General features: G+C 61.5%; 19 protein-coding genes and 1 pseudogene. 13 read left to right on the forward strand and 7 right to left on the reverse strand.

Going from position 1 to position 21,325, the window contains the following annotated elements; genetic code table 11:
* Nucleotides 1-15: 15 nt before the first annotated feature.
* From ACTHN9_RS26275 to ACTHN9_RS26295, 5 genes are all read right to left on the reverse strand, one after another.
* Nucleotides 16-2,064 (reverse strand): alkaline phosphatase family protein, encoded by a 2,049-nt coding sequence (locus ACTHN9_RS26275; RefSeq protein ID WP_440539743.1) that lies wholly within the window; start codon nt 2,062-2,064, stop codon nt 16-18.
* A gap of 244 nt (nt 2,065-2,308) precedes the next feature.
* On the reverse strand, nt 2,309-2,608 hold the full coding sequence (locus tag ACTHN9_RS26280; protein ID WP_440539744.1) for an addiction module antidote protein: 300 nt from the start codon (nt 2,606-2,608) through the stop codon (nt 2,309-2,311).
* A 26-nt stretch (nt 2,609-2,634) separates the two neighbouring features.
* Nucleotides 2,635-2,784 (reverse strand): type II toxin-antitoxin system RelE/ParE family toxin, encoded by a 150-nt coding sequence (locus tag ACTHN9_RS26285; protein WP_440539745.1) that lies wholly within the window; start codon nt 2,782-2,784, stop codon nt 2,635-2,637.
* Between the two features lie 406 nt (nt 2,785-3,190).
* Complete coding sequence (locus ACTHN9_RS26290; protein WP_440539746.1) at nt 3,191-4,363, reverse strand: NAD(P)/FAD-dependent oxidoreductase; 1,173 nt, start codon at nt 4,361-4,363, stop codon at nt 3,191-3,193.
* 102 nt (nt 4,364-4,465) lie between these two features.
* Nucleotides 4,466-5,614, reverse strand: coding sequence for a branched-chain amino acid ABC transporter substrate-binding protein (locus ACTHN9_RS26295; protein ID WP_440539747.1), 1,149 nt, complete (start codon nt 5,612-5,614; stop codon nt 4,466-4,468).
* A 497-nt stretch (nt 5,615-6,111) separates the two neighbouring features.
* Between ACTHN9_RS26295 and ACTHN9_RS26300 the strand changes: the two genes are divergently transcribed.
* On the forward strand, nt 6,112-7,920 hold the full coding sequence (locus ACTHN9_RS26300; protein WP_440539748.1) for a methyl-accepting chemotaxis protein: 1,809 nt from the start codon (nt 6,112-6,114) through the stop codon (nt 7,918-7,920).
* Between the two features lie 6 nt (nt 7,921-7,926).
* Here ACTHN9_RS26300 and pdxY read toward each other — a convergent pair whose 3' ends face one another.
* Complete coding sequence (gene pdxY / locus ACTHN9_RS26305; protein WP_440539749.1) at nt 7,927-8,778, reverse strand: pyridoxal kinase PdxY; 852 nt, start codon at nt 8,776-8,778, stop codon at nt 7,927-7,929.
* A gap of 719 nt (nt 8,779-9,497) precedes the next feature.
* Here pdxY and hpnI point away from each other — a divergent pair.
* The 9 genes and pseudogenes from hpnI (at nt 9,498) to ACTHN9_RS26350 (ending at nt 17,644) form a co-directional block, all read left to right on the forward strand.
* Nucleotides 9,498-10,694, forward strand: coding sequence for a bacteriohopanetetrol glucosamine biosynthesis glycosyltransferase HpnI (gene hpnI / locus ACTHN9_RS26310; RefSeq protein ID WP_440539750.1), 1,197 nt, complete (start codon nt 9,498-9,500; stop codon nt 10,692-10,694).
* A 91-nt stretch (nt 10,695-10,785) separates the two neighbouring features.
* Entirely contained in the window at nt 10,786-12,207 is a 1,422-nt protein-coding gene (hpnJ, locus tag ACTHN9_RS26315) for a hopanoid biosynthesis associated radical SAM protein HpnJ (RefSeq protein WP_440539751.1), read from the forward strand.
* A gap of 4 nt (nt 12,208-12,211) precedes the next feature.
* Nucleotides 12,212-13,111, forward strand: a complete 900-nt coding sequence (gene hpnK / locus ACTHN9_RS26320) for a hopanoid biosynthesis-associated protein HpnK (protein ID WP_440539752.1) — start codon at nt 12,212-12,214, stop codon at nt 13,109-13,111.
* Nucleotides 13,108-14,163: a lysylphosphatidylglycerol synthase domain-containing protein gene (locus ACTHN9_RS26325; RefSeq protein WP_440539754.1), complete on the forward strand. Its 1,056-nt coding sequence runs from the start codon at nt 13,108-13,110 to the stop codon at nt 14,161-14,163. Before hpnK ends, ACTHN9_RS26325 begins: the two co-directional genes overlap by 4 nt.
* A gap of 140 nt (nt 14,164-14,303) precedes the next feature.
* Nucleotides 14,304-15,839 (forward strand): annotated as a pseudogene (locus ACTHN9_RS26330) (hypothetical protein); the annotation flags it as partial.
* 13 nt (nt 15,840-15,852) lie between these two features.
* Nucleotides 15,853-16,242: a hypothetical protein gene (locus ACTHN9_RS26335; RefSeq protein ID WP_440539755.1), complete on the forward strand. Its 390-nt coding sequence runs from the start codon at nt 15,853-15,855 to the stop codon at nt 16,240-16,242.
* A gap of 215 nt (nt 16,243-16,457) precedes the next feature.
* The gene (locus tag ACTHN9_RS26340; RefSeq protein ID WP_440539757.1) at nt 16,458-17,003 is read left to right on the forward strand and encodes a hypothetical protein; all 546 of its coding nucleotides are present in this window, start codon (nt 16,458-16,460) and stop codon (nt 17,001-17,003) included.
* 26 nt (nt 17,004-17,029) lie between these two features.
* Nucleotides 17,030-17,383, forward strand: coding sequence for a lysozyme inhibitor LprI family protein (locus ACTHN9_RS26345; RefSeq protein ID WP_440539758.1), 354 nt, complete (start codon nt 17,030-17,032; stop codon nt 17,381-17,383).
* 9 nt (nt 17,384-17,392) lie between these two features.
* Nucleotides 17,393-17,644 carry a PAAR domain-containing protein gene (locus ACTHN9_RS26350; RefSeq protein WP_440539759.1) on the forward strand — a complete coding sequence of 84 codons (252 nt, stop codon included), beginning with the start codon at nt 17,393-17,395 and terminating at the stop codon, nt 17,642-17,644.
* 184 nt (nt 17,645-17,828) lie between these two features.
* Here the strand turns inward: ACTHN9_RS26350 and ACTHN9_RS26355 are convergent, their stop codons facing one another.
* Nucleotides 17,829-18,440, reverse strand: coding sequence for a hypothetical protein (locus ACTHN9_RS26355; RefSeq protein WP_440539760.1), 612 nt, complete (start codon nt 18,438-18,440; stop codon nt 17,829-17,831).
* Nucleotides 18,441-19,371: 931 nt separating this feature from the next.
* Between ACTHN9_RS26355 and ACTHN9_RS26360 the strand changes: the two genes are divergently transcribed.
* The 3 genes from ACTHN9_RS26360 to ACTHN9_RS26370 all read left to right on the forward strand — a co-directional run.
* Complete coding sequence (locus tag ACTHN9_RS26360; RefSeq protein ID WP_440539767.1) at nt 19,372-20,061, forward strand: ABC transporter permease; 690 nt, start codon at nt 19,372-19,374, stop codon at nt 20,059-20,061.
* 15 nt (nt 20,062-20,076) lie between these two features.
* Nucleotides 20,077-20,790, forward strand: a complete 714-nt coding sequence (locus tag ACTHN9_RS26365; protein ID WP_440539761.1) for an ABC transporter permease — start codon at nt 20,077-20,079, stop codon at nt 20,788-20,790.
* Nucleotides 20,791-20,845: 55 nt separating this feature from the next.
* The coding region (locus ACTHN9_RS26370) for an ATP-binding cassette domain-containing protein (protein ID WP_440539762.1) at nt 20,846-21,325 on the forward strand (480 nt) is incomplete at its 3' end.

A 21,325-nucleotide genomic window follows, 5' to 3' on the forward strand; every position in this document is an offset into this window, starting at 1 on the left:
GAATAGACGAGGGCATCAGAAGAACGGCGACCACCCCGCGCCGCCTTGCGCTCCTTGATCCCCTTGGCCGTCGTCGCGGTCGTCGCCATCGTCATCGCCATTGCCGTGGTGCCGGCGATCGAAATGAAACGCGTCGAACAGGTCTCCGATGGCCGGTGCGTTCACCGGGACGTACGGATTGAAGTGCAACTGCACCGGGTTCGGCAGATTGTCGCGGCTGCGGTTCGTGATGGGCGCGAGGCGCCAGTTGCGTTCGATGAACTTGAGCAGCGAGACGTGATCGCCGTACTGGTGCACGACGCGCCCGCCACGCGAGTAGGGCGAGACGATGATGAGCGGAATGCGCGGGCCGTCGCCGAAAAAGTCGACCGGCTGGATGTAGCCCGAATCGTAATAGCCGCCGCCCTCGTCGTTCGTGATGAAGATCGCCGTAGATGCCCACAGCTTCGGATTGCCGCGAACCTGATCGACGATCTTGCGCGTGAACGCTTCGAACAACCCGTACTTCGACGAAGACGGGTGGCCGTCGAGCAAGCCGCCCGGCTTCACGAACGACACGGCCGGCAAGTTGCCGCTGGCGATGTCCGCGTACAAATCGGTCGCGTCTTGCAGGTGCGCCTTGACGATGGCCGGCTTCGTCATGATCGCCGTTTCATAGAGGAACGGATTGCAGATGTTGCAGTACGTGCTGGTCGGCGAATTGGCCACGAACGAGTTCCAGCCTTCGCCATAGTATTTCCACGACACCCCTTTGGCGAGCAGCGTATCGGCGATCGTGCGCACGGGCGACGGCGGGATCGTGAATGCACTCGTGTTGACGGTACCGTCGCCGTTGTACCCGGGGTTGTAATTGTTGAGCAGGTAGTACGCGCCGGGGGCGCAATTCGCTTTCGGGCGATACGGCAACGCGTCGAGGTAGTCGCGAATCGTCCCGACGCCGGGCTGCGAGCGATCCGAGCAGTTGCTGTAGGAGCCGCCCGAATAGCCGTCTTGCGCGTACCAGTTGTTGGTGCCGGCACGCGGGCGCGGATCTTCGATTTGATTCGAAGGCGGCGTGGCGGCGTGGCCCTGTCCGTCGGTGTAATAGAACGCGTCGGCGGCCCCGATCATGATGCTGTTCGCGCCCGTGCCGCCCATCACCGGCTGGTGATAGTTGTCGCTGATGGTGTATTTGCGGGCGAGTTCCGTGAAGTAGGGCATATCGCCCGTGTTCACGTTGTAGTAACCGAGCGCGGTCGAGCCTTCGCCGGTCGTTTGATCGGTGAAGTTCGGCGGTTGCGGCTTGCCGTTGCTGCCGGCGCCGACCGATGTCTCCACCCACGCGAACAAGTCCATCGCGCATCCGCTCGGGTCTTTCCAACTGGCGCGGCTCGCACTGCAATCGGCTTGCTGCCAGTTCTGGTAAAAGCGATGGACGGGGCTCGTGATGTATTGGTCGTAATCCGGCCCCACGCGGGAGATCTGGAACGGGCCGTTCGGCAACGTGAACGTATTCGCCCCGAAGCGCGTGTCGGGCACGTGGTGCGGCAGGCCGGTTGCGCCGGTGGTCAGTTGCACGACGTCTTGCGGTTCGAGTACGGCGCCTTCGGCCGCTTGCGCGGCGGCCAGCGTGGCGAACGGCGGCGGGTTCGTGTCGCTCGCGGCCGTTGGCGCAGAGCCGGTGTTCGGCGCGGGCAGCACGGTATACGGCTGCTTGCCGCCGGGGCTCATGTCGAAGCGCGTGGGATCGACGGCTTGGGCGGTGTTTTGCGCGGCGAGCGCGAAGTTGCGGCCCGGTTGCCCGTCGGCGGTGATGATGCCTTTCGAGAGCAGATTCGATACGGTTTGACCGGCCCGCGGCCTGAAGGCGCCGAACACTTGGTCGAACGTGCGGTTTTCGCCGACGATGACGATGACGTGCTTGATCGGCGTGACGGTGGCCGTCGATGGGTCGAGCGCAGGCTGGGGCTGGCTTTCGGCGAGTGCGGGCAGCAACGCGCCCAACGCCGCGAGCGAAACGGCGCCGAGCGTCAACCCGGCGCGGGCAAGGACAGGACCACCTCTGACTTTCTTATTCCGCTTCATTAAAATCTCCGTTGTTTTCCGACTGACTGCGGGGACTGGAAGCGTAGCGGTGCGGTCAGGGCGCTCGTTGGCGCCTCGTCTGCTTGTAGTGGGTTCGTGCGTTTGCGTTGGCTAGGATAGCGAGCCTCGATGACGCATGCGGGACGGGAATGTGACGTCGATAAGACACTGGCGTGACAGGGCGTGGGACGAGCGAACCCGCCGCCCGGTTCCCATCGGGCGGCAGGCTATAGCGGGGCAACGATCAGGCGTGGGCGGTGTCGGGCGCGACGGTTAGCTTGACGCCGAGCGCGTGCATGAGCTTGAACACCGTTTCGAGCTTGGGTTTGGAGCCGGGTGCGAGCGTCTTATACAAGCTTTCGCGACCGACGCCTGCGTCGGATGCGACTTTCGCAATGCCTCGTGCCTTGGCGACGTCTGCAATCGCAGCCATGAGGAGATCGGCGTCTCCTTCTTCCAGTGCTGCATTGAGGTAGGCAGCGATGGCTTCTTCGCTATCGAGATAGTCGGCAGCATCGAATCGTGCAACCTTGACCGGTTTCATGGGACCACCTAATTGAAATTGACTACCTACTGCCCCTGTATTTGCTTCCACATTGCCTTCGCAAGCTCGATGTCGGCGCGCTGTGTCGACTTGTCTCCGCCGCACAGCAATAGGTAGACGACTCGCCCTTCTCGGGCAAGATACACCCGGTATCCAGGGCCATAGTGGATGCGCATTTCGGAGACACCGCTTCCGACAGGCTCGCAATCTCCGAAATTGCCCTGCTCGCGCGACGAATGCGCACCAGCACCTTTGCTTTTGCGTTCAGGTCATTCAGGGATGTGAGCCACTCGTCGAAGGAATCGGTCCTGTTCAGCGTATTCACGCGGGCCTTGCGAAGTTCATTGCAAGCGATTGTATCTCATGGGATACAAAATGCAAGCCCTCATTCGATCGCGATTCCTTCGCGTTTCAGCGTTTGGCGCGCCGATAATCCGAAACGCGATGCCATCGATGCGCTCCGCCGTACGGGCGTGCCGAAGCGGCACGCCCGTACGGCGGAGCGATCCAAGTGCGTTTTGCCGTCGCGCTTTGCCCGGCCCGATCCGAGCCGGGCAGATCATTCGCGCGAGCGATCCGCTATCAAACCACGTTGCGTTCGACCACCGGGCGGTTCGCCAGCACGCGCTCGAAGCCGAGCGGCGACAGATCGAGCGTAACGAACCGTCCTTGCAAGATGAGTTCGGCCACCCCGCGCCCCGTGGCGGGGCCTTGCTGCAATCCGTGGCCGCTGAATCCGTTCGCGAAAATGCAGTTTTCGACATCGGGGTGGTAGCCGATGATCGCGTTGTGATCGAACACGTTGTATTCGTAGTAGCCGGACCACGCATGCTCGACGCGCAGCGCTTCGAATTGCGGCACGCGATGGGCGAGCGTCGGCCAGATCACGTCGTCGAACAAGGTATGGTCGACCTCGTCGAGCGGCAGATCGTTCGGATCGCGATCGGGGCTCGGCGAGGTCCCGCAGATATAGGTCGTCCCTTCGGGGCGAAAATAGACGCCGGTCGGATCGATGAGCAGCGGACAGCGTTCGAGCTTCGAGGGCGAACTGACGTTGAAGATACTGCGGCGGCGCGCGTACACGGGCAAGTCGATCCCGAGCATCTGGGCGACGCGACGCGCCCATGGCCCGGCCGCATTGACCACGACGTCGCAGTCGAGCGCCTCGCCGCCGGCCGTCAGCACCTGCCGCACGCGCCGGCCTTCGCGCCGCACGCCGGTTGCCTCGCTTGCGACATAGCGCGCGCCGAGCGCTTGCGCTTTCTTGCGCAGCGCCTGTACGAGGCCGTAACCGTCGAACCAGCCTTCGCCCGATACGCCGTAGGTCCCGGCGGCAAGATCGTCCGTATTCAGCCAGGGAAACGAAGCTTGCAGCTCGTCCTTGGGCAAATAACGGATCTGTGCGCCGAGCGACGTTTGCAGCGCGTGGTTCTCGCGCAAGATGGTTTCGCCGGCCGGCGTGGCGAGAAAGAGATAGCCGCCTTCGTGCAGATCGATCGAAGGCGATTGCCCGTCGACGGCTAAGCGCTCGCCGATCGAACGAAGGAATTCGATGCCGTACAGCGACATCTGCACGGATAAAGGTGTCGAAAACTGCTGGCGAATCGAGGCGGCCGACAGCGCCGACGAGGCGCGCGCGTAGGTCGGATCGCGCTCGATCACCGTCACATCGACGCTTGTGTCCGCGTGGCGCAGAAAGTACGCCACGGCGCTGCCGATGACGCCGCCCCCGACGATGACGATCTTCGAAACCATGAGTACTCCAAAGCGAATTGCAAAAAAGGCGCGGCGCCAAAAGGCGCCGCGCCGCACGGCCCGATCGAGCCAGCGGGCGCTGCGCCCGCTTTCGGCGATCGATCAGGAGCCGCCCTTCGTCACGACCGTAACGAACTGCCCCTTCTTCACTTGATACATCGTCGACGAGCCGTTCTTCAGCGAACCGTCGGCATTGAACGCGATATGGCCCGTGATGCCGTCGAAGCTGATGGCTTGCAGCTTCGGACGGTAGTCGTCCGGCTTGGTCGAACCGGCCGCTTGCATCGCCTTGATCGCGGCCCAGGCGGCGTCGTAACCGAACGGCGCGTACGACAGCACATCGACGCCGAATTTCGCTTTGAAGCGTTCGGCGAACTTCGCGCCGACCGGCGTGCTGTCGAGCGGACGCCCGTACTCCCAGGCCATCGCGCCTTCGGCGCTGTCGCCGGCGAGCTTGATGAAGTCGACGTCCTTCACGCCGCCGCCGCCGACGTACTGCGCCTTGATGCCGAGCTGCGTCATCTGCTTCATGATGCCGGCGGCCTGCGGGTTGAGCGCGCCCACGAAGATCAGATCGGGGTTCTTGGCCTTGATGTTCGTGAGTTGGGTCTTGAAGTCGGTCGCTTGGTTCGTCGTGTATTCGCGATCGACGATGTTGCCGCCGTGGGCCTTGGCCGCCTTCACGAACTCGTCCGCTTCGCCCTGGCCGAACGCCGTGCGGTCGTCGATCACCGCGATGCGCTTGGCCTTGGTCGTCTCGACCGCATAAACGCCCGCGGTGCCGGCGTTTTGCGCGTCGCTCGAAATCACCATGAACACGTTCTTGTAGCCGCGTCCGCTAATGATCGGATTGGTGGCGGCCGGATCGATGTCAGGAATGCCGGCTTTTTCGTAGAGTTCGGAGGCGGGAATCGTCGTGCCGGAATTGAAGTGGCCGACGACGACGGAGACGCCTTCGTCCACCAGTTTTTGTGCGACTTGCACCCCGACGCGCGGGTCCGCTTGGTCATCTTCCGAGACGAGTTCGAACGACACGGGTTGGCCGTTGATTTTCACGCCCTGTGCTTTCGCATCGTCGAGCGCCATCTTGACGCCGTTTTCCAAATCTTTGCCGTAACTCGCATTGGGGCCCGTGAGCGGAGCGGCAAAGCCGATTTTCACCACCGTGTCCGCGCGAGAGGCGAGCGGGGCGAGCGCGAGCAATGCGCCAACTGCAACTGCGATAGGGCTGAGGGTCTTCGCAAAACGCATGTTGATTCCTTTGTCGGCAAGCATGAATTCACTGCTGTGGCGTGCATGCCGGTTGGCTCGCCTCGGCGCTACGCTGGCGTGGTCTGGGCGGCGGCCGGTGCACGGCTCTTGTTCGTCTGATACAGCGTGTGGCGGGCACCTCCTGCAAACGCGTGTGTTGATCGAACCGCTCGACGTGAGAAGCGCCGCTGCGATCATTCGGTATTCGAGACGACTATAGAAAGCCAATATCGCTCCGTCTTGACCTTTCGCGACGATTCCTATGCGCATTTCGGCATAGTCGGGTAGACGCATGCAAGCGTGACTCATACGCTCGATCGTCTATCGGTATTCGTCCTATTCGTCGCATTTTTTGCGTCGCAGCGGACAGCGCGATTGCAATGGCACTCCGAACAATCCCTGACGAGAAAAGGGTCAAGTTTGCGCCGCCGCATGCCGTTTACCTGTTCGGAGGATCACGAGTCCTCGCAGCTAATTCGTCTGAAGGAATCGTTTGAATGTTTGCGTCAATTCGCGCTCGCGTGCTCGCAGCCTGTCTCGCCATCGTCGTCGGCTCTTTGGTCGTCAATGCCGCACTGAACTTCTTCGTAGTCGATTCGCACGAAAACGACACGATCGACAATAACCTCGTCGCGCTAGCAAACGGACACGATGCCGGCATCTCCGAATGGGTCGCGTCGAAGACGGCGGCCGTGGCGGCGCTGCAGGACGTGACGCTCAATGGGGAGACGGTCGATCCGATTCCCACGTTTAAGCAAATCATGGCCTCGGGCGGTTTCGTCAACGTCTATGCCGGTTATCCCGACAAGGTGATGAAATCGGGCGATCCGACGGGTCTGCCTCCCACGTACGACCCCACGTCGCGTCCGTGGTACAAGCAGGCCGCGGCCGCGGGCAAGCCGATCGTGACGGCGCCTTATGTCGATGCGGGCTCCGGCAAACTCGTGGTGACGTTCGCTGTGCCGGTCATTCGCGACGGTTCGCTGAAGGCGGTGATGGGGGGCGACGTCAACATGGATAGCGTCATCGCGAACGTGAAGTCGATTCATCCGACGCCGGCCAGTTTCGGTCTGCTCGTAGATGGAGCAGGCGACATCGTCGCCCACCCGGATCCGAAGCTCACGCTCAAGCCGATCTCGACGTTGATGCCGAGCATGACGGCGGCGACGATCAATGCGTTGGCCAGCGCGTCCGAGCCGCTCGAGACCGATGCCGACGGCCATTCGGTGTTGTTGCGCGGCATGAACGTGCCGGGCACCGATTGGACGGTCATCGTTGCGCTCGATCAAGGCGAGGCGAAAGCGGGCATCCGCTCGTTCCTGACGACTTCGGCGATCGCGCTCGTCATCATCGTGGCGCTTGCCGCGCTGATCGTCTCGGCCGTGACCTCGACGGCATTCAAGCGGTTGTCGCTCGTGCGCGATGCGATGGATTCGATCGGCTCGGGCACGGGCGATTTGACGCGGCGCTTGCCGGCCGACGGCCGCGACGAAGTGGCCCAAATTGCAGGCTCGTTCAACAAGTTCGTCGATAAGCTGCGCGACGTGATGCGGCAAATTCGCGATACGAGCGAATCGGTGCGCTCGGCTGCCGACGAAATCGCGGCGGGCAACCTCGATTTGTCGGGCCGTACGGAATCGGCCGCGGCCAGCTTGCAGGAAACCGCAGCCTCGATGGAGGAGATCACGTCCACCGTGACGCAATCGGCCAGCTCGGCACGCCAGGCCAACGACATGGCCGCCTCGGCGTCGACTGTAGCGTCGCGCGGCGGCCAGGTCGTCTCGGAGGTGGTCACGACAATGGGGACGATCGAATCGGCCTCGGGCAAGATCGGCGACATCATCGGCGTGATCGACGGCATCGCCTTCCAAACCAACATCCTCGCGCTGAACGCGGCCGTGGAAGCGGCGCGCGCGGGCGAGCAGGGCCGCGGCTTCGCGGTCGTGGCGGGCGAAGTGCGCAGCCTCGCGCAACGCAGCGCGCAGGCCGCGAAGGAAATCAAGTCGCTGATCGAATCGACGATCGACAGCGTGTCCTCGGGCTCGAGCCAGGTCAAGCGCGCGGGCGACACCATGACGGAGATCGTCTCGAACGTCTCGAGCGTCACGACGATCATGTCCGAGATCACGCACGCGGCCGACGAGCAGACGCGCGGAATTCAGGAAGTTAACCGCGCGGTGTCGCAGCTCGACGAGATGGTGCAGCAGAACGCGGCGCTCGTCGAGGAATCGGCGGCCGCCGCGGCGGCGCTGCAGACGCAGGCGGTCAACCTCGCGTCCGCCGTCGGACAGTTCAAGCTCGACTGATTCGATTTAAGCCGAATCGATCGACCAGGCGCCGAGCCAGTCGCGCGGCTTGGCGATATCGTCTTGCGCGGCGACGAGTTCGAGTTCGTAGCGGCCGGCGGCGTAGGTGGCCTTCAGGACCGCGTGCACGGCGGAAACGGCATGCTCGAAGGCCGTGCGCAGCGAGTCGCCCGACAGGCGCCGCGCGACGAAGGCCGCGCTCGTGAGTTCGCCCACGCCCACGGGCTGGCGGGCGAACGGGTAGCGCGGGTGCTGGGTCATCCATGCCTCGCGTTCGGTTACCACGAGCAAATTGACGCGATCGGCCGGGCTGTTGCGGTCGATCAACTGCTTGACGAGGATGACCTGCGGCCCGCGGCGAATGATTTCGCGGCAAGCGAAGACAGCGTCGTCGACCGTTTCGATCGTGCGGCCCACGAGCTTTTGCAAGGTGTCGTGCGTGGGCGAGAGGCCATCGGCCAGCGCGGGCATCGTCTCGAGCAGGTACTCGTCGACGCTGGCACCGGCTCCCGCGCCGATCACCGGTGTGCAAAAATGCCAGGCCTCCGGGTTCGTGGCCTTGACGGTGCGCACGATGTCGATGACGGCTTGGGCATGCGCCTTGGAGCCGAGATAGCCGGAGACGATCGCATCGCAGCGCCTGAGCATGCCGATCGCGCCGATGCCTTCGACGAGTTCGGTCATTTGCGGCGGATCGATCGCGCTACCGGCCCAATGGCCGTATTGCATGTGGTTCGAGAACTGCATCGTATCGAGCGGCCAGACGTTCACGCCGAGCCGCTGCATCGGAAAGACGGCTGCGCTGTTGCCCGCATGGCCGAATACGACGTGCGGTTGGATGCTCAAGACGTTTTTCATGATGAGTGTGCTCGCATGAGGCGCCCAGTGCGCTCGGCTCGGCCGCGCTGACCGGCCCCGCCGATTCGGCGTCGCACCGCACGCCGCCCCTGTCGAAAGTCCGATATTTGCAAGATACATGAGTTGTTGCGTCGCGTCATCGGGCGCGGCAAGCACGCCGCGCGCCTGCTCGCCCTGCGCCGCGGCGATGCGCGAATTGCCCCCGAATTGACCCCTAAAGCCGTGCCGGGCGGCTCGGCGTTGCTTGGAGCCGACGAATCGGCGGTGCGACAGGCCCGCCGCTAAGCGTATTCCCGCACGCACTGCTACAATTGCCCGTTTCCAAAGTTTACAAAGCGTGCTGGCGGTTGCTTGGCAGCCGGTCGGACCGTGTCCGATCGCGTCCGTCCGGGCAGTCGCGGTGCGCAACCTGTTCGTTTCGCCCAGCGTCAGACAAAGAATCGCGAAAGAACCGCGCCTCGAGCCGGCCTGCATGGCCGTTCGCGCCGTTTTGCCGGCGTCCCGCGTTCATTGTCTTGCGGCACGGCACACGAGCATTCATGCGACACCCGGCGGGTGGCGTGCGAGCCGCCCGCCGGGGCCGCGCCGAACGCCCAGAAGAACCAAGGAGTAGCGAACGTGCCAGCAAGCGTCTCATCGAACGGATCGCCCGTGCAGTGCCCGCGCGCGGCAGCGGCCGTCGCCGCGGCGGCGCGCGCGGTCCGCAAAGGCGGCGTGCGATGACGTTTTCTCCCGTCACGCTGTGGGATTGGGTGCTCGTCGCGCTGTGCTGCGTGGCGACGGCTTACGTCGTCATTGCCGCGCTCGCGTTGCCCTCGGCACGCTCGCTGGCCCAGCGCTCGCCGCACAAGGGCGCGCCCGGCAACCGGCCGTACCGTCCGGCCGAACCCGTCAGCGTGCTCAAGCCGCTGTGCGGCGCGGAGCCTCGCCTTTACGAAAACCTTTCGACCTTTTGCCGGCAGACGCACCCTTGCTACCAACTGCTGTTCGGGGTGTCTTCGTCGGCCGATCCCGCGATCGCCGTGGTGCGCAGATTGCAAGCCTCGTTTCCCGAGCGCGACATCGCGCTCGTTATCGATGCCCGCGTGCATGGCCACAACCTGAAAGTCAGCAACCTGATCAACTTGGCGGCGCGGGCGAAGCATCCGCTTATCGTGCTGGCCGATAGCGACATCGCCGTCGCGCCCGATTACCTGGAAGCCGTGACCGCGCCGCTCGCCGATCCGCAAGTGGGCATCGTCACCTGCCTATATCACGCGAAGAGCGTCGGCGGGTTCTGGACGCGCATCGGTGCACAGTTCATCAACGAATGGTTCGCGCCGTCGGTGCGTATCGCGCACGCCGGCGGGTCGCGCAGCTTCGGTTTCGGTGCCACGCTCGCGCTGCGGGCGAGGGTGCTGGCCGAGATCGGCGGCTTCGACGCGCTCAAGGATTGCTTGGCCGACGATTACTGGCTCGCCGAGTACACGCGCCAGCGCGGCATGACCACGGTGCTGTCGGAAGTCGTCGTCGATACCGACGTCATCGAGCCCGATTTCGCGACGCTGTGGCTGCGCGAAACGCGTTGGTTGCGCACGATTCGGTCGATCAATCCGCTCGGTTTCGCGTTCCTGTTCATCACGTTCACCTCGCCCTGGCTGTTGGCCGCCGCGCTGCTGGCCCTGCATGGCGGGGCAGGTTTGCGCGAAGCCGCGCTGGCCGCGGCGGCGGTTCTCGGGATCGTTGCACGCGTGGGTTTGCATGCCCGAGCGTCGCGCGAACGCGGCGAGTTTTTACGCGATTTACCGCTCGTGCCCCTGCGCGACGCGTTGCTCGCCGCGCAGTGGTTTGTCGCGGCGTTCGGCTCGCACGTGGTGTGGCGCGGCGCGCGAATGCCCGTCGTCGCTCGCGTGGCCGAAGGATCGGACGGGTCCTGAGCGTACGTTATTCGTCTTTCGTCGGCGGCCGCCGCTTGCGCGGCCCCCTCATTAACATCTGCTTCACAGTAAGGTTGCCGGAGCTTCATCCATGAAAACGCTGTTCTTGCAGGCCCCGTCGTACGACGGCTTCGATGGCGGCGCCGGGTCGCGCTACCAAGCCAAACGCGAAATCCGCTCGTTCTGGTATCCCACGTGGCTCGCGCAGCCCGCGGCCCTCGTGCCGGGCAGCCGCGTGCTCGACGCGCCGGCCGACGGCTTGTCGGTCGAAGAGACGTTGAAGATCTGCGACGACTACGACCTCATCATCATCCACACGAGCACGCCGTCCTTCCCGACGGACGCCCTGTTCGCCGAAGACGTCAAGAAGCGCAAGCCGTCGGTGCTCGTCGGCATGGTGGGCGCCAAAGTGATGGTCGATCCGCACAACTCGCTCACGGCCACCGAAGCGATCGATTTCGTCTGCCGCGAGGAATTCGACTTCACGTGCAAGGAACTGGCCGAGGGCAAGCCGTTCGCCGAGATCAAGGGCCTGTCCTGGCGGGCGAAGGACGGCTCGATCGAGCACAACGAAGCGCGTCCGATCCTCGAGAACATGGACGAGTTGCCGTTCGTCGCGCCGATCTACAAGCGCGATTTGAAGATCGACAACTACTTCATCGGCTACCTGAACTACCCGTACGTGTCGATCTACACGGGCCGCGGCTGCAAGTCGCGCTGCACGTTCTGCCTGTGGCCGCAGACGGTCAGCGGCCACCGCTATCGCACGCGCTCGGTCGAGAACGTGCTCGAGGAAGCGAAGTGGATTCGCGACAACATGCCTGAAGTCAAGGAACTCATGTTCGACGACGACACGTTCACCGACGACTTACCGCGCGCGGAAGCGATCGCGATCGGCCTCGGCAAGCTCGGCATGACGTGGTCGTGCAACGCCAAGGCGAACGTGCCGTACAAGACGCTCAAGGTCATGAAGGAAAATGGCCTGCGTCTGTTGCTCGTGGGTTTCGAATCGGGCGACGATCAGATTCTGGTGAACATCAAGAAGGGCGTGCGCACGGATTTCGCGCGCCGCTTCAGCGCGGATTGCAAGAAGCTCGGCATCAAGATCCACGGTACGTTCATCCTGGGCTTGCCGGGCGAGACGCAAGAGACGATCAAGAAGACGATCGAGTACGCGAAGGAAATCAATCCGCATACGATCCAGGTCTCGCTGGCCGCCCCCTATCCGGGCACGACGCTCTACAAGCAGGCTGTCGACAACGGCTGGATGGAAGAGAACAAGACGATCAACCTCGTGAGCAAGGAAGGCGTGCAGCTCGCGGCGATCGGCTACCCGCATTTGTCGCGCGACGAGATCTATCACCATCTCGAGCAGTTCTACCGCCAGTTCTATTTCCGTCCGTCGAAGATTTGGGAAATCGTGCGCGAGATGCTGACGAGCTGGGACATGATGAAGCGCCGTCTGCGCGAAGGCGTCGAGTTCTTCCGCTTCCTGCGCGCACACGAGGCGTAAGAAGGTGAAACGCTCGGGCCGTCGTGCGCTCATCGTCACCGCGGACGATTTCGGTCTGCATCCGCGCGTGAACGCGGGGATCGAGCGAGCGCACCGGCAGGGCGTGTTGAAGGCCGCGAGCCTCATGGTGGGCGCACCGGCCGCGCAAGATGCGATCGAGCGCGCGCGTGCTTTGCCAAGCTTGCGCGTGGGTTTGCATCTCGTGCTCGCGGATGGGCCGGCCACGTTGCCGGCTTCGCAAATCCCCGCGCTCGTCGGTCCCGACGGCCGCTTCGGCGATGCGATGGTGCGCGACGGTATGCGTTTCTTTTTCCTGCCGGGCGTGCGCCGAGCGCTTGCGCGCGAGATTCGCGCCCAGTTCGAAGCGTTCGCGCAAACGGGTTTGCCGCTCGATCACGTCAACGCCCACAAACACTTCCATCTCCATCCCACGGTTCTCTCGCTCGTGCTGTCGATCGGGCACGAGTTCGGCCTGCGCGCCGTGCGGCTGCCGTTCGAGGCAAACGCGCCATGGTGGCTGAAGCCGTGGATCGGGCTCATGCGCGCGCGCCTGTCGCGCGCCGGTATTGCTTACAACGACTATGTCGTCGGGATCGAGCACACGGGCGGCATGGACGAGGCCGCGATGCTCGACGCGCTGGCGCGGATGCCGGCTTATGGGGTCGGCGAAATCTACAGCCATCCGGCGGAAGCGGGCGAGGGGCCGATCACGGCGTCCATGCAGGCTTATCGTCATGTCGATGAACTCGACGCGTTGCTGTCGCCGCGCGTGGCCGCGGCCATCGCCAGCGCCGGGCTCGTTTGCGGCGGGTTTGCCGATGTCTTCGGGGCGGCGGCGGATGCTGCCGGCACGGCCGATGCGGCAAACCGTCCGGATACCGCGCGGGGAGGGGCATCGCTATGACGAAATGGCTCAAATGGGCCGGCTGGCCCATCGGCATTGCGCTCGTCATCGCACTGGTGGTGCGCGAGGGCGCGGCCGACATCGCGCATGTCATCGGCCAGGCTGGCTTCGCGCTGCTTTGGCTCGTGCCGTTTCATGCGTTGCCGCTCTTATTGGACGCTTACGGCTGGCGCGTTCTCTTGCGCGGGCGGGCGCCGCTCGCCTTCCTCTGGTGGGTTGCCACGGTGCGGGAAGCGGTAAGCCGGCTGCTGCCCGTGCTCACGGTGGGCGGCGAGATCGTCGGTATTCGGCTCGCGCGCTGGCGGGTGCGCGATGCGAGCGTGGTTAGCGCGTCGGTGATCGTGGAGGTGTTGGTCACGATCGCCGTGCAGTATGCGTTTTCGGCGCTGGGCGTGGTGTTGATTCTCGCCGCGACGGGCGGCGATCACGCGAAGACGATCGGGCTTGCGCTGGTGCTCTCGCTGCCGTTGCCCATCGTCACGGCGTTGCTGCTGCGTCGGGGCGGGGTATTTCATGCCATCGAGCGGTTCGCCGCGCGTGCGCTCGGCAATGAGCATCGCTTCTTGCAGGGGATCGACGGCGCGAAGCTCGATGCCGAAATCGATGCGCTGATGACGCGTACCGGTGTACTCGTTCAGGCGTTCGCTTGGCAGTTCATCGGTTATCTCGTTGGCGCATTGGAGACGTATTGGGCGCTGGCGTTGCTTGGCCATCCCGTTTCCGCCGGCGGTGCCATCGCCATCGAGGCGCTGACGCAGGCCGTGCGGCATGCGGCGTTCATGGTACCCGCGGGCCTTGGCGTGCAGGAAGTGGCGGTGGTGCTGTTGGCGCAGATGTTCGGCATCGACCGCGAGGTGGGGCTCTCGCTCGCGCTCGTGAAACGGATGCGCGAGGTGATTTTTGGGTGTATCGCGCTGGCTTCTTGGCAGTGGGTGGAGCTGGTGCGTGCGCGCCGGAGGGTGCCCGGGGTGGCGAGGCGGCCGTCAAGCGATGATGGCACCGCTATGGCCCGGACGCAGGACAAGTCGCGCGAGCGCGATCTGGTGCGTTGATCGGTGGGATGGGCTATCTCGCCACCGAGCGATATCAGTAAAGCGATGGTGGTGCTGCAACTCGGGCGCTCCGAGAAATGGGATATGTCCCATCCGGGAACGATAGCGTCAATAGACGATTGTGCTGCATCCCCGCGGCAAGCCAGGCTCGTGCAAAAGAGCGCCCGCCGGAAAGAACATTTTTGGAAATCTCGCCGGGTGCACTGCTCGTCACTGACTTATCCAAACCAGATCAGAAACTGCAACCCGGCACCAAGCTTGTAGCGCTCACCCCCACCGCAAAAGGTAAGTGGGTTAAGGCGCAACCAAAAGCGGCCGCGCCTGCACATGGTAGCCATCACGCTAAAGCGGTTTTGGCCGATGTCGGCACGCCGGTTTGGGTTGAAAGCAGCCTGGCCAATACGACAGTGGCGGCAATCGTGCCGGGCTGGAAGGATTTCCCGCTAAGCTTCTCCAACGCAACGGGACCGGCTGCGGATTTCCGCGAGGTATTCCGGCGGGTCGACCTGGAAAAAAACGGCGACGCGAACAGCGCAAAAGACGACAAGGGGCGGCACTGGTACTACGTGACGATCGGCACGAAGGACGGTAGCTCGCGTGCCGGTTGGGTGTGTGAACAAGATCATCCGCTCGTACGCATGTGCGGACCGTGGGACTGGCCTGGATTCGAGCTTGTGGACACCAGCAGCATCAAGCCGCTCGACATGCTCAAACGCTACATCTACGTCGCCGAGCAGTTCCTCATTGACGAAGATAAAACCGAATTCGAGGCGAGCGCGAAGACGGTCAACAGCAGCCCGCTTATCACGAAGCTTGAAAAGGCGATCGACGCGAGCCATGACGGGAAAGTGACTGCGCAGGAACTGAGGCACGCGCAGGAAACCCCGTGGACGGCGGAGGCCCTGTCCCATCTGGTCGTACGTTGCGAAAGCGAATGGGGTGGCGGTCTGGGTAAGTGGGAAGCGTTGTCGCCGCTTATGAAGAAACTGCTGTGGCTGTGGAAGGCCGAGATCGAGCGGATCGGGAAATTGCAGTGGTGGGAGCGGATCGTTGAGAAAAATGTGGATGGCTTCCCGAGGGAAACGAACCCGTGGCATTTCCGTCCAATCGGATTGATTGGTAATTTCATTAACTCACCGATCGGCGACCATACTCTTGCTCTGACTGAGAAAGATGTGCTCGATTTGAAAAAAACACTTCAAACCGAATGGGTGCAGTTTACGGGTGATATGCAAGCGAAAGGTGTGATCGATACCATCTTAAATCGCGTGGCGTCTGGTCGGCTTGGGCCCGGTCAGGGTCATTTTGGAAGCACCGTTTCGGCAGTGGTTAACCAATATAATCAATTTTCAGACGTCAATGGACCTATCGCCCGAAAGAAACATCACAGATCAACAGTCGAAGAAATCCCTGTCAGTGACATAAGTCAGAGGGTTAATGATCTGGTGGATTCATATTTGCGTGACCGAGAGAGCGGGCAGCCCTCTTCTGTGGGTTCAAACCTAAATTACGCAAATCCGTATTATTCTGATGCTGTTAACTTAGCATGGATCAACGCGTTGTCGGGGCCGCGTTACGGAAAAGGGACCGCCATGCATTATCATGGAACTACTCCCGAACTGGAGCGGTATCGTCCTGGGCCGTATTCTATCGTGTTGATAGGGAAGGGCGAATAGCATTGGTGGCTGTATGTCGAGAAAAAACTTTGTCATGAATGGTGAGATTTGCGTGATGAAAAAAATATTGAGGTGGATCTTCGTTTTGTCGCTTTTCGCCTTGGTGCATTTTGCGTGCGCTGATGAGCCTACTCATGAAAGACGGGCAATATTGGGTCGCTCATATATTTGTCACTTTGGGAAATACGGGGTGGTCACAATCGACACCCGAGATCCCGGGGCCTCAATAACCATTGGTGGCGTTCGCCACCCGGCAAAAGACGGCAGCTACTTCTATCAAACCGACGACGGAAGGGTTGCAATTGCGTTTAATTCAAAAATGACGGCCTGGACGTATTTAAGCGAAGAAGATCCGAATGGTATAACCGACTCCCATTGTCGGGTTCGCGCGAACAAGAGGTAAGGAATATGTGAGCGGTGCGAGCATTTCGTGCGCGGCTCCTTTTTTAAAAATTCCGACGAATCGTAGATTAATTTCGGTGATAAGGCATGAGAGTTATCCGGGGAATTGTAACGATCACCGTTCTGCTGATGATCTCGTGCGGCGCCTCGGCCGCCACTGAGGCATGCAGAAACGAATTGAGAGCGTTGATTGTGCCTCCTCTTGAGCATGTTGCAATGAACAAGAAAGATATTCAGGCCGATATAGAAGATGTGTCTGATGGAGTCTATAGCGTCAGACTGTATGTCGCTGCGGACAGCCCCGACAATCTTGACAAAGAGGTGTCGATTGGCTGGGTGAATCTGGACACAAATTCGATGAGGGCTTTGGACGTGACTCGCGACCCAGAGCATCCAGATGTGCTAAAGGTCGATGAAGGAAAATACCGAAAATTCATTTCAGATTGCATTCGTAAAGTGCCGAAGGCGGCTTCGAGTTGCGATGATCTAAATAAGAATGCCTCTAAACTTGCTACCGACATACCTCATTCGGAGCGCGGGATGGTGGTCGTTGGGAACGGTCGGCTTCAGTTTTACTCGGCGCCAGACTATGCTTGCAAAATGCGAGGAGTATTCGTTTTGAGCGGAGAAACCGTGGGCGCGTATGTCAGCTATCACGGATTTACGTCTGTCGCATATCAGAATTCGAAGGCTACTTCCGTTCGAGGCTGGGTGAGAAGTGATCGTCTACGGCCCAACAGCCTTGCTGTCGCTCCGCGATAGGCAATAGTTCACTAGCTAAAAACGCTATGAAGAATATTTTTTTCGTGCTTTTGCTGTTGCCTCTACCTTCATTTTCGGCGACGTGCATTGGCGGTGGAAATGTGTATGATGATTTGTTTTGTGCTCAGCAGAATCTAGGGGAGCTGAAAAATGAGCTTAATGTGATTTATCGGAAAATATATTCTTCTACGCCATACAAAGATGAATTTGAGAAATCGCAAAGGGCGTGGCTTAATTATAGAGAAAAGCAATGTAACAACTACATTGCGGCCGAGGCATCGCAATCTCAAGGCGCTGGCCCCGGGTTGATTGTAAAGGATTGTCTTGTGACCATCACTAGGCAGCGAGTTGATTATTTGAAAACGCTTCTCGTTAAATAGCGAGATGATATGATGGATTTAATCCGCGTTGGGGATGACACTGACCATGGAGGAAATGTCGAAACCGGTTCGTTGGCCATGAAATTCGACGGCCGCTATGTCGCTCGCAAGGGCGATCGCGTTTCGTGCCCGCAGCATCCCGACCTGTCACCCAACATCATCGAGGAAGGCGATTTGCCGATGACAGATGATGGCATATCGATTGCCCGGCATGGTCATCGCGCCACCTGTGGATGCCATCTGATTTCAAGTCTGCTGTAGCGACGCACTGACTGCAGGGCGAGATGCCGTCTAATTTCGGGGCAAGACAAAGGGAGCGTCTTAGGCCGCGACCGCGACGTTCCCAACTAGCAGGTTGCATGACGCAGCAGCGATCCATCTGGCCAGCGACATACGGCGTGCCGTTTGCGGACGTCTCGCCGAGAGTGTCCCCCATCGCTAACGCTCAGCGTCTCTCATAAAAGAAGATGACGCTGCCGCTAGGGGATGCCGGAACCCATTCGTCGAAACACGCGCGATCGCCGCAAGTGGCCGCATAGGGTGTTCCGGGCCTAGACGAAAGGGTGCTGCGGATTTGCGTACCCCCATGCGTTTCTTCCCGCGGATCCTCTGTGAACAGAAGTTGGTAGCCCAGTGGCTGGCTTCCCGGTTTGGCGACTGCGGCTCGCCACAAAACGTATTTGGGTTCGCCGGCGCATCCGGACGATTCGCTATCTCTGATGTCCAAACGGACCTCGGCGGTTTCGCCGGGAGCTAAAGTCAAAGTATCCGGCGTGACGGTGGCCACGCATTGGCGCCCAAGGAGATTTTCTCGGAATTCCAGTGTTTCGGTTCCTTCGCTATTGTCGAATTTAATAATGTGGTTATCCGGCCTGTTCGCGAAGCGATGCGGTTCGGGTTGCGCCGACGAATCGATCGTCGCGGCGATCGCTCGATTGACGATCGGCGGCCGCTGCGCGGCATGCAAGACGATTGGCGGATAGGCGAGCGCCATGCCCACGAGGGCGGCTGTCAGCGTCGGTTTGCATAAGCGGCAGAGTACCGATAGCGGTTTCAAGTTTCGCGAGATCATTGCGCATCCTCTTTGGATAACGGGGCCGATTTGCGCCTTTGTCTGCGACGCAGTCGAAAGATTCGCATTTTCGACGGCAAACGAGAAGGTGATTGGGTCCTGTTCTATGGCCCGGTTTTGGGTAAAGGTATTCGGTAATCCGATCGCTCGCCAAAATCGTGTTTCGTGGCGTCGGTTCGCCGTCGCACACAGCTTTGGAACTGCCCGTCGAGACCTTCCCTATGAAGGTAAACACGCTTTGCGCTCGGCTTAAGTCTCGTCCTACATTACTACCTAACCGGACACGTCATATCGAATGAGACGACACCGATTGAAGGCCAGACGACGCAGCGCAGCGCCGGCTACGGGGGGCGAAAGAACGCCAAGTGCATCGCACGGGCGGGCGGACGCAAGCCAAAGACGCAGCGCAAGGGACGACGTCGTTCTGCCGGTGTCCGGCTTTTTGCCGACGATTTTTGCGTCGCGCGTCATGATGATTGCCGGCCGTTCACTGCGCGTGACGGCCGGTCCTATTTTTTAGGCCCCGTTTTTTGTCCCGCCAGAACGCGCGTACCATTGCGCCGCGCGGGTAACGCCCGGCCCCCGCCCGAGTATCGAAAAAGCGACGCGAAACTTGCGCAATCGCGCGGTCCGCGCCTGCGTGCCGATCCGCAGCCGGCTCCTTCCAGCGGCGCTTCAGAACGACTCATCGGGCAACCGTGTCTTATGTTGCAGCGCAATAATCGACCGCCCGGCGTTTGAACAAAACAATTTCGCTTGCGACTATCCGCGCCAGGCGAAAAGCCGGACCGAGCGCGCACGACGAGAAGCGCCGGCCGGCGGGCCGCGCGGCGCCGGTTCGGCCGCACATTCGCCCTGGTGCCGCGGTGTCGTGCCACGGCGCCAGGCAATGACCTATTCGAAGATGGAGACGCCCGTGTTTCTGTACGGCTTCGGCCCGATCCTTCTCGCCGGCACGATCAAGACGATCGAACTGTCGGTGCTCTCGCTTGCCGTGGCGGTACTGCTCGGCCTCCTCGGCGCGGTCGCGAAGCTTTCGCGCAATCGTGTTATCGGCGGTGCCGCTACCCTCTATACGACGTTGATCCGCTCCGTGCCCGATCTCGTGCTCATGCTGTTGCTGTTCTACAGTATCCAGATCGGGGTCAATCAAATGACCGATGCGCTCGGGATCGATCAGATCGATATCGATCCGTTCGTCGCGGGGGTGCTCACGCTCGGATTCATCTACGGCGCCTACTTCACCGAGACCTTCCGCGGCGCGTTCCTCTCGGTGCCGCGCGGGCAGTTGGAGGCGGGCAGCGCTTACGGCATGAGCGGCATGCGCGTGTTCGCACGCATCCTGTTTCCTCAGATGATGCGCTTCGCGCTGCCCGGCATCGGCAACAACTGGCAGGTGCTCGTGAAAGCGACGGCGCTCGTGTCGATCATCGGCCTGGCCGACGTCGTCAAAGCCGCGCAGGACGCCGGCAAGAGCACGTTCAACATGTTTTTCTTCATTCTCGTGGCGGCGTTGATCTATCTCGCCATCACGACGGTCTCGAATGTCGTGCTGATCTGGCTCGACAAGCGCTACTCCATTGGCGTGCGCCACGCGGAACTTTGACGAGGAGCCCCGCCCATGATCGAAATTCTTTCGCAATACGGCCGCGCGTTCCTTTACTACGACGGGCAAGGGCTCTCGGGCCTGGCCGTGACGCTGTGGCTGCTCGTGCTCTCGCTCGTCATCGGCTTTTGCATGGCCGTGCCGCTCGCGGTGGCCCGCGTGTCGAAGAACCGCTGGTTGTCCACGCCGGTGCGCTGCTATACGTATGTTTTTCGCGGCACGCCGCTGTACGTCCAGTTGCTGTTGATTTATAGCGGCGTGTACAGCCTTCGAATCGTCCACGCCCATGCGGTCTTGGACGAATTTTTCCGCAGCGGTTTGCATTGCGCGATCCTGGCGTTCGGCCTCAATACGGGGGCCTACACCACCGAGATCTTCGCCGGCGCCATTCGCGCCACCTCGCACGGCGAGGTGGAGGCCGCGCGCGCCTACGGGATGAGCCGGTGGACGATGTATCGCCGCATCATCTTGCCCTCGGCGCTGCGCCGCGCGCTGCCGTTGTACAGTAACGAGGTGATTTTGATGCTGCATGCGACGACGGTCGCATTCACGGCCACGGTGCCCGACGTGCTGAAAGTGGCCCGCGACGCCAATTCGGCCACCTACATGTCGTTCCAGGCCTTCGGCATCGCCGCGCTCATCTATCTTGCGGTATCGTTCGCACTCGTCGCGGCGTTCCGGCGGGCCGAGCGGCGCTGGTTGGCTTACCTCGCCGTCCGCGGGCATTGATCGGCAAGCCTTTCGTTTCACACGCCATCGATTCAGATTCATACGGGAGAGCAGGGTGCTCAAAGCGACTTCTCAATCCGCCGCCGCCAAGCTCGCGGCGCTCGACATCCACAAGCGCTACGGCGACAACGAGGTACTCAAGGGCGTCACGCTGACGGCGAAGGCGGGCGACGTCATCAGCATCATCGGCGCCAGCGGCTCGGGCAAGAGCACGTTTTTACGCTGCATCAACTTTCTCGAGCGGCCGAACGCGGGCAGCATCGTCGTCGACGGTGAAACCGTGCGCACGAAAACGGATCGCGCCGGCAACCTCGAAGTCGCCGATCACAAGCAACTGCAGCGCATCCGCACGAAGCTCTCGATGGTGTTCCAGCACTTCAATCTCTGGGCGCATATGAATGTGCTCGAGAACATCATCGAAGCACCGGTGCATGTGCTCGGTTTGTCGAAGCGGGAGGCCGAGGAACGCGCCCGCATGTACCTCGAAAAGGTCGGCCTCGCACCGCGTCTGGAAAAGCAATATCCGTCGCACCTC

It is taken from the genome of Trinickia sp. (assembly GCF_051953405.1).
GTDB lineage: Bacteria > Pseudomonadota > Gammaproteobacteria > Burkholderiales > Burkholderiaceae > Trinickia.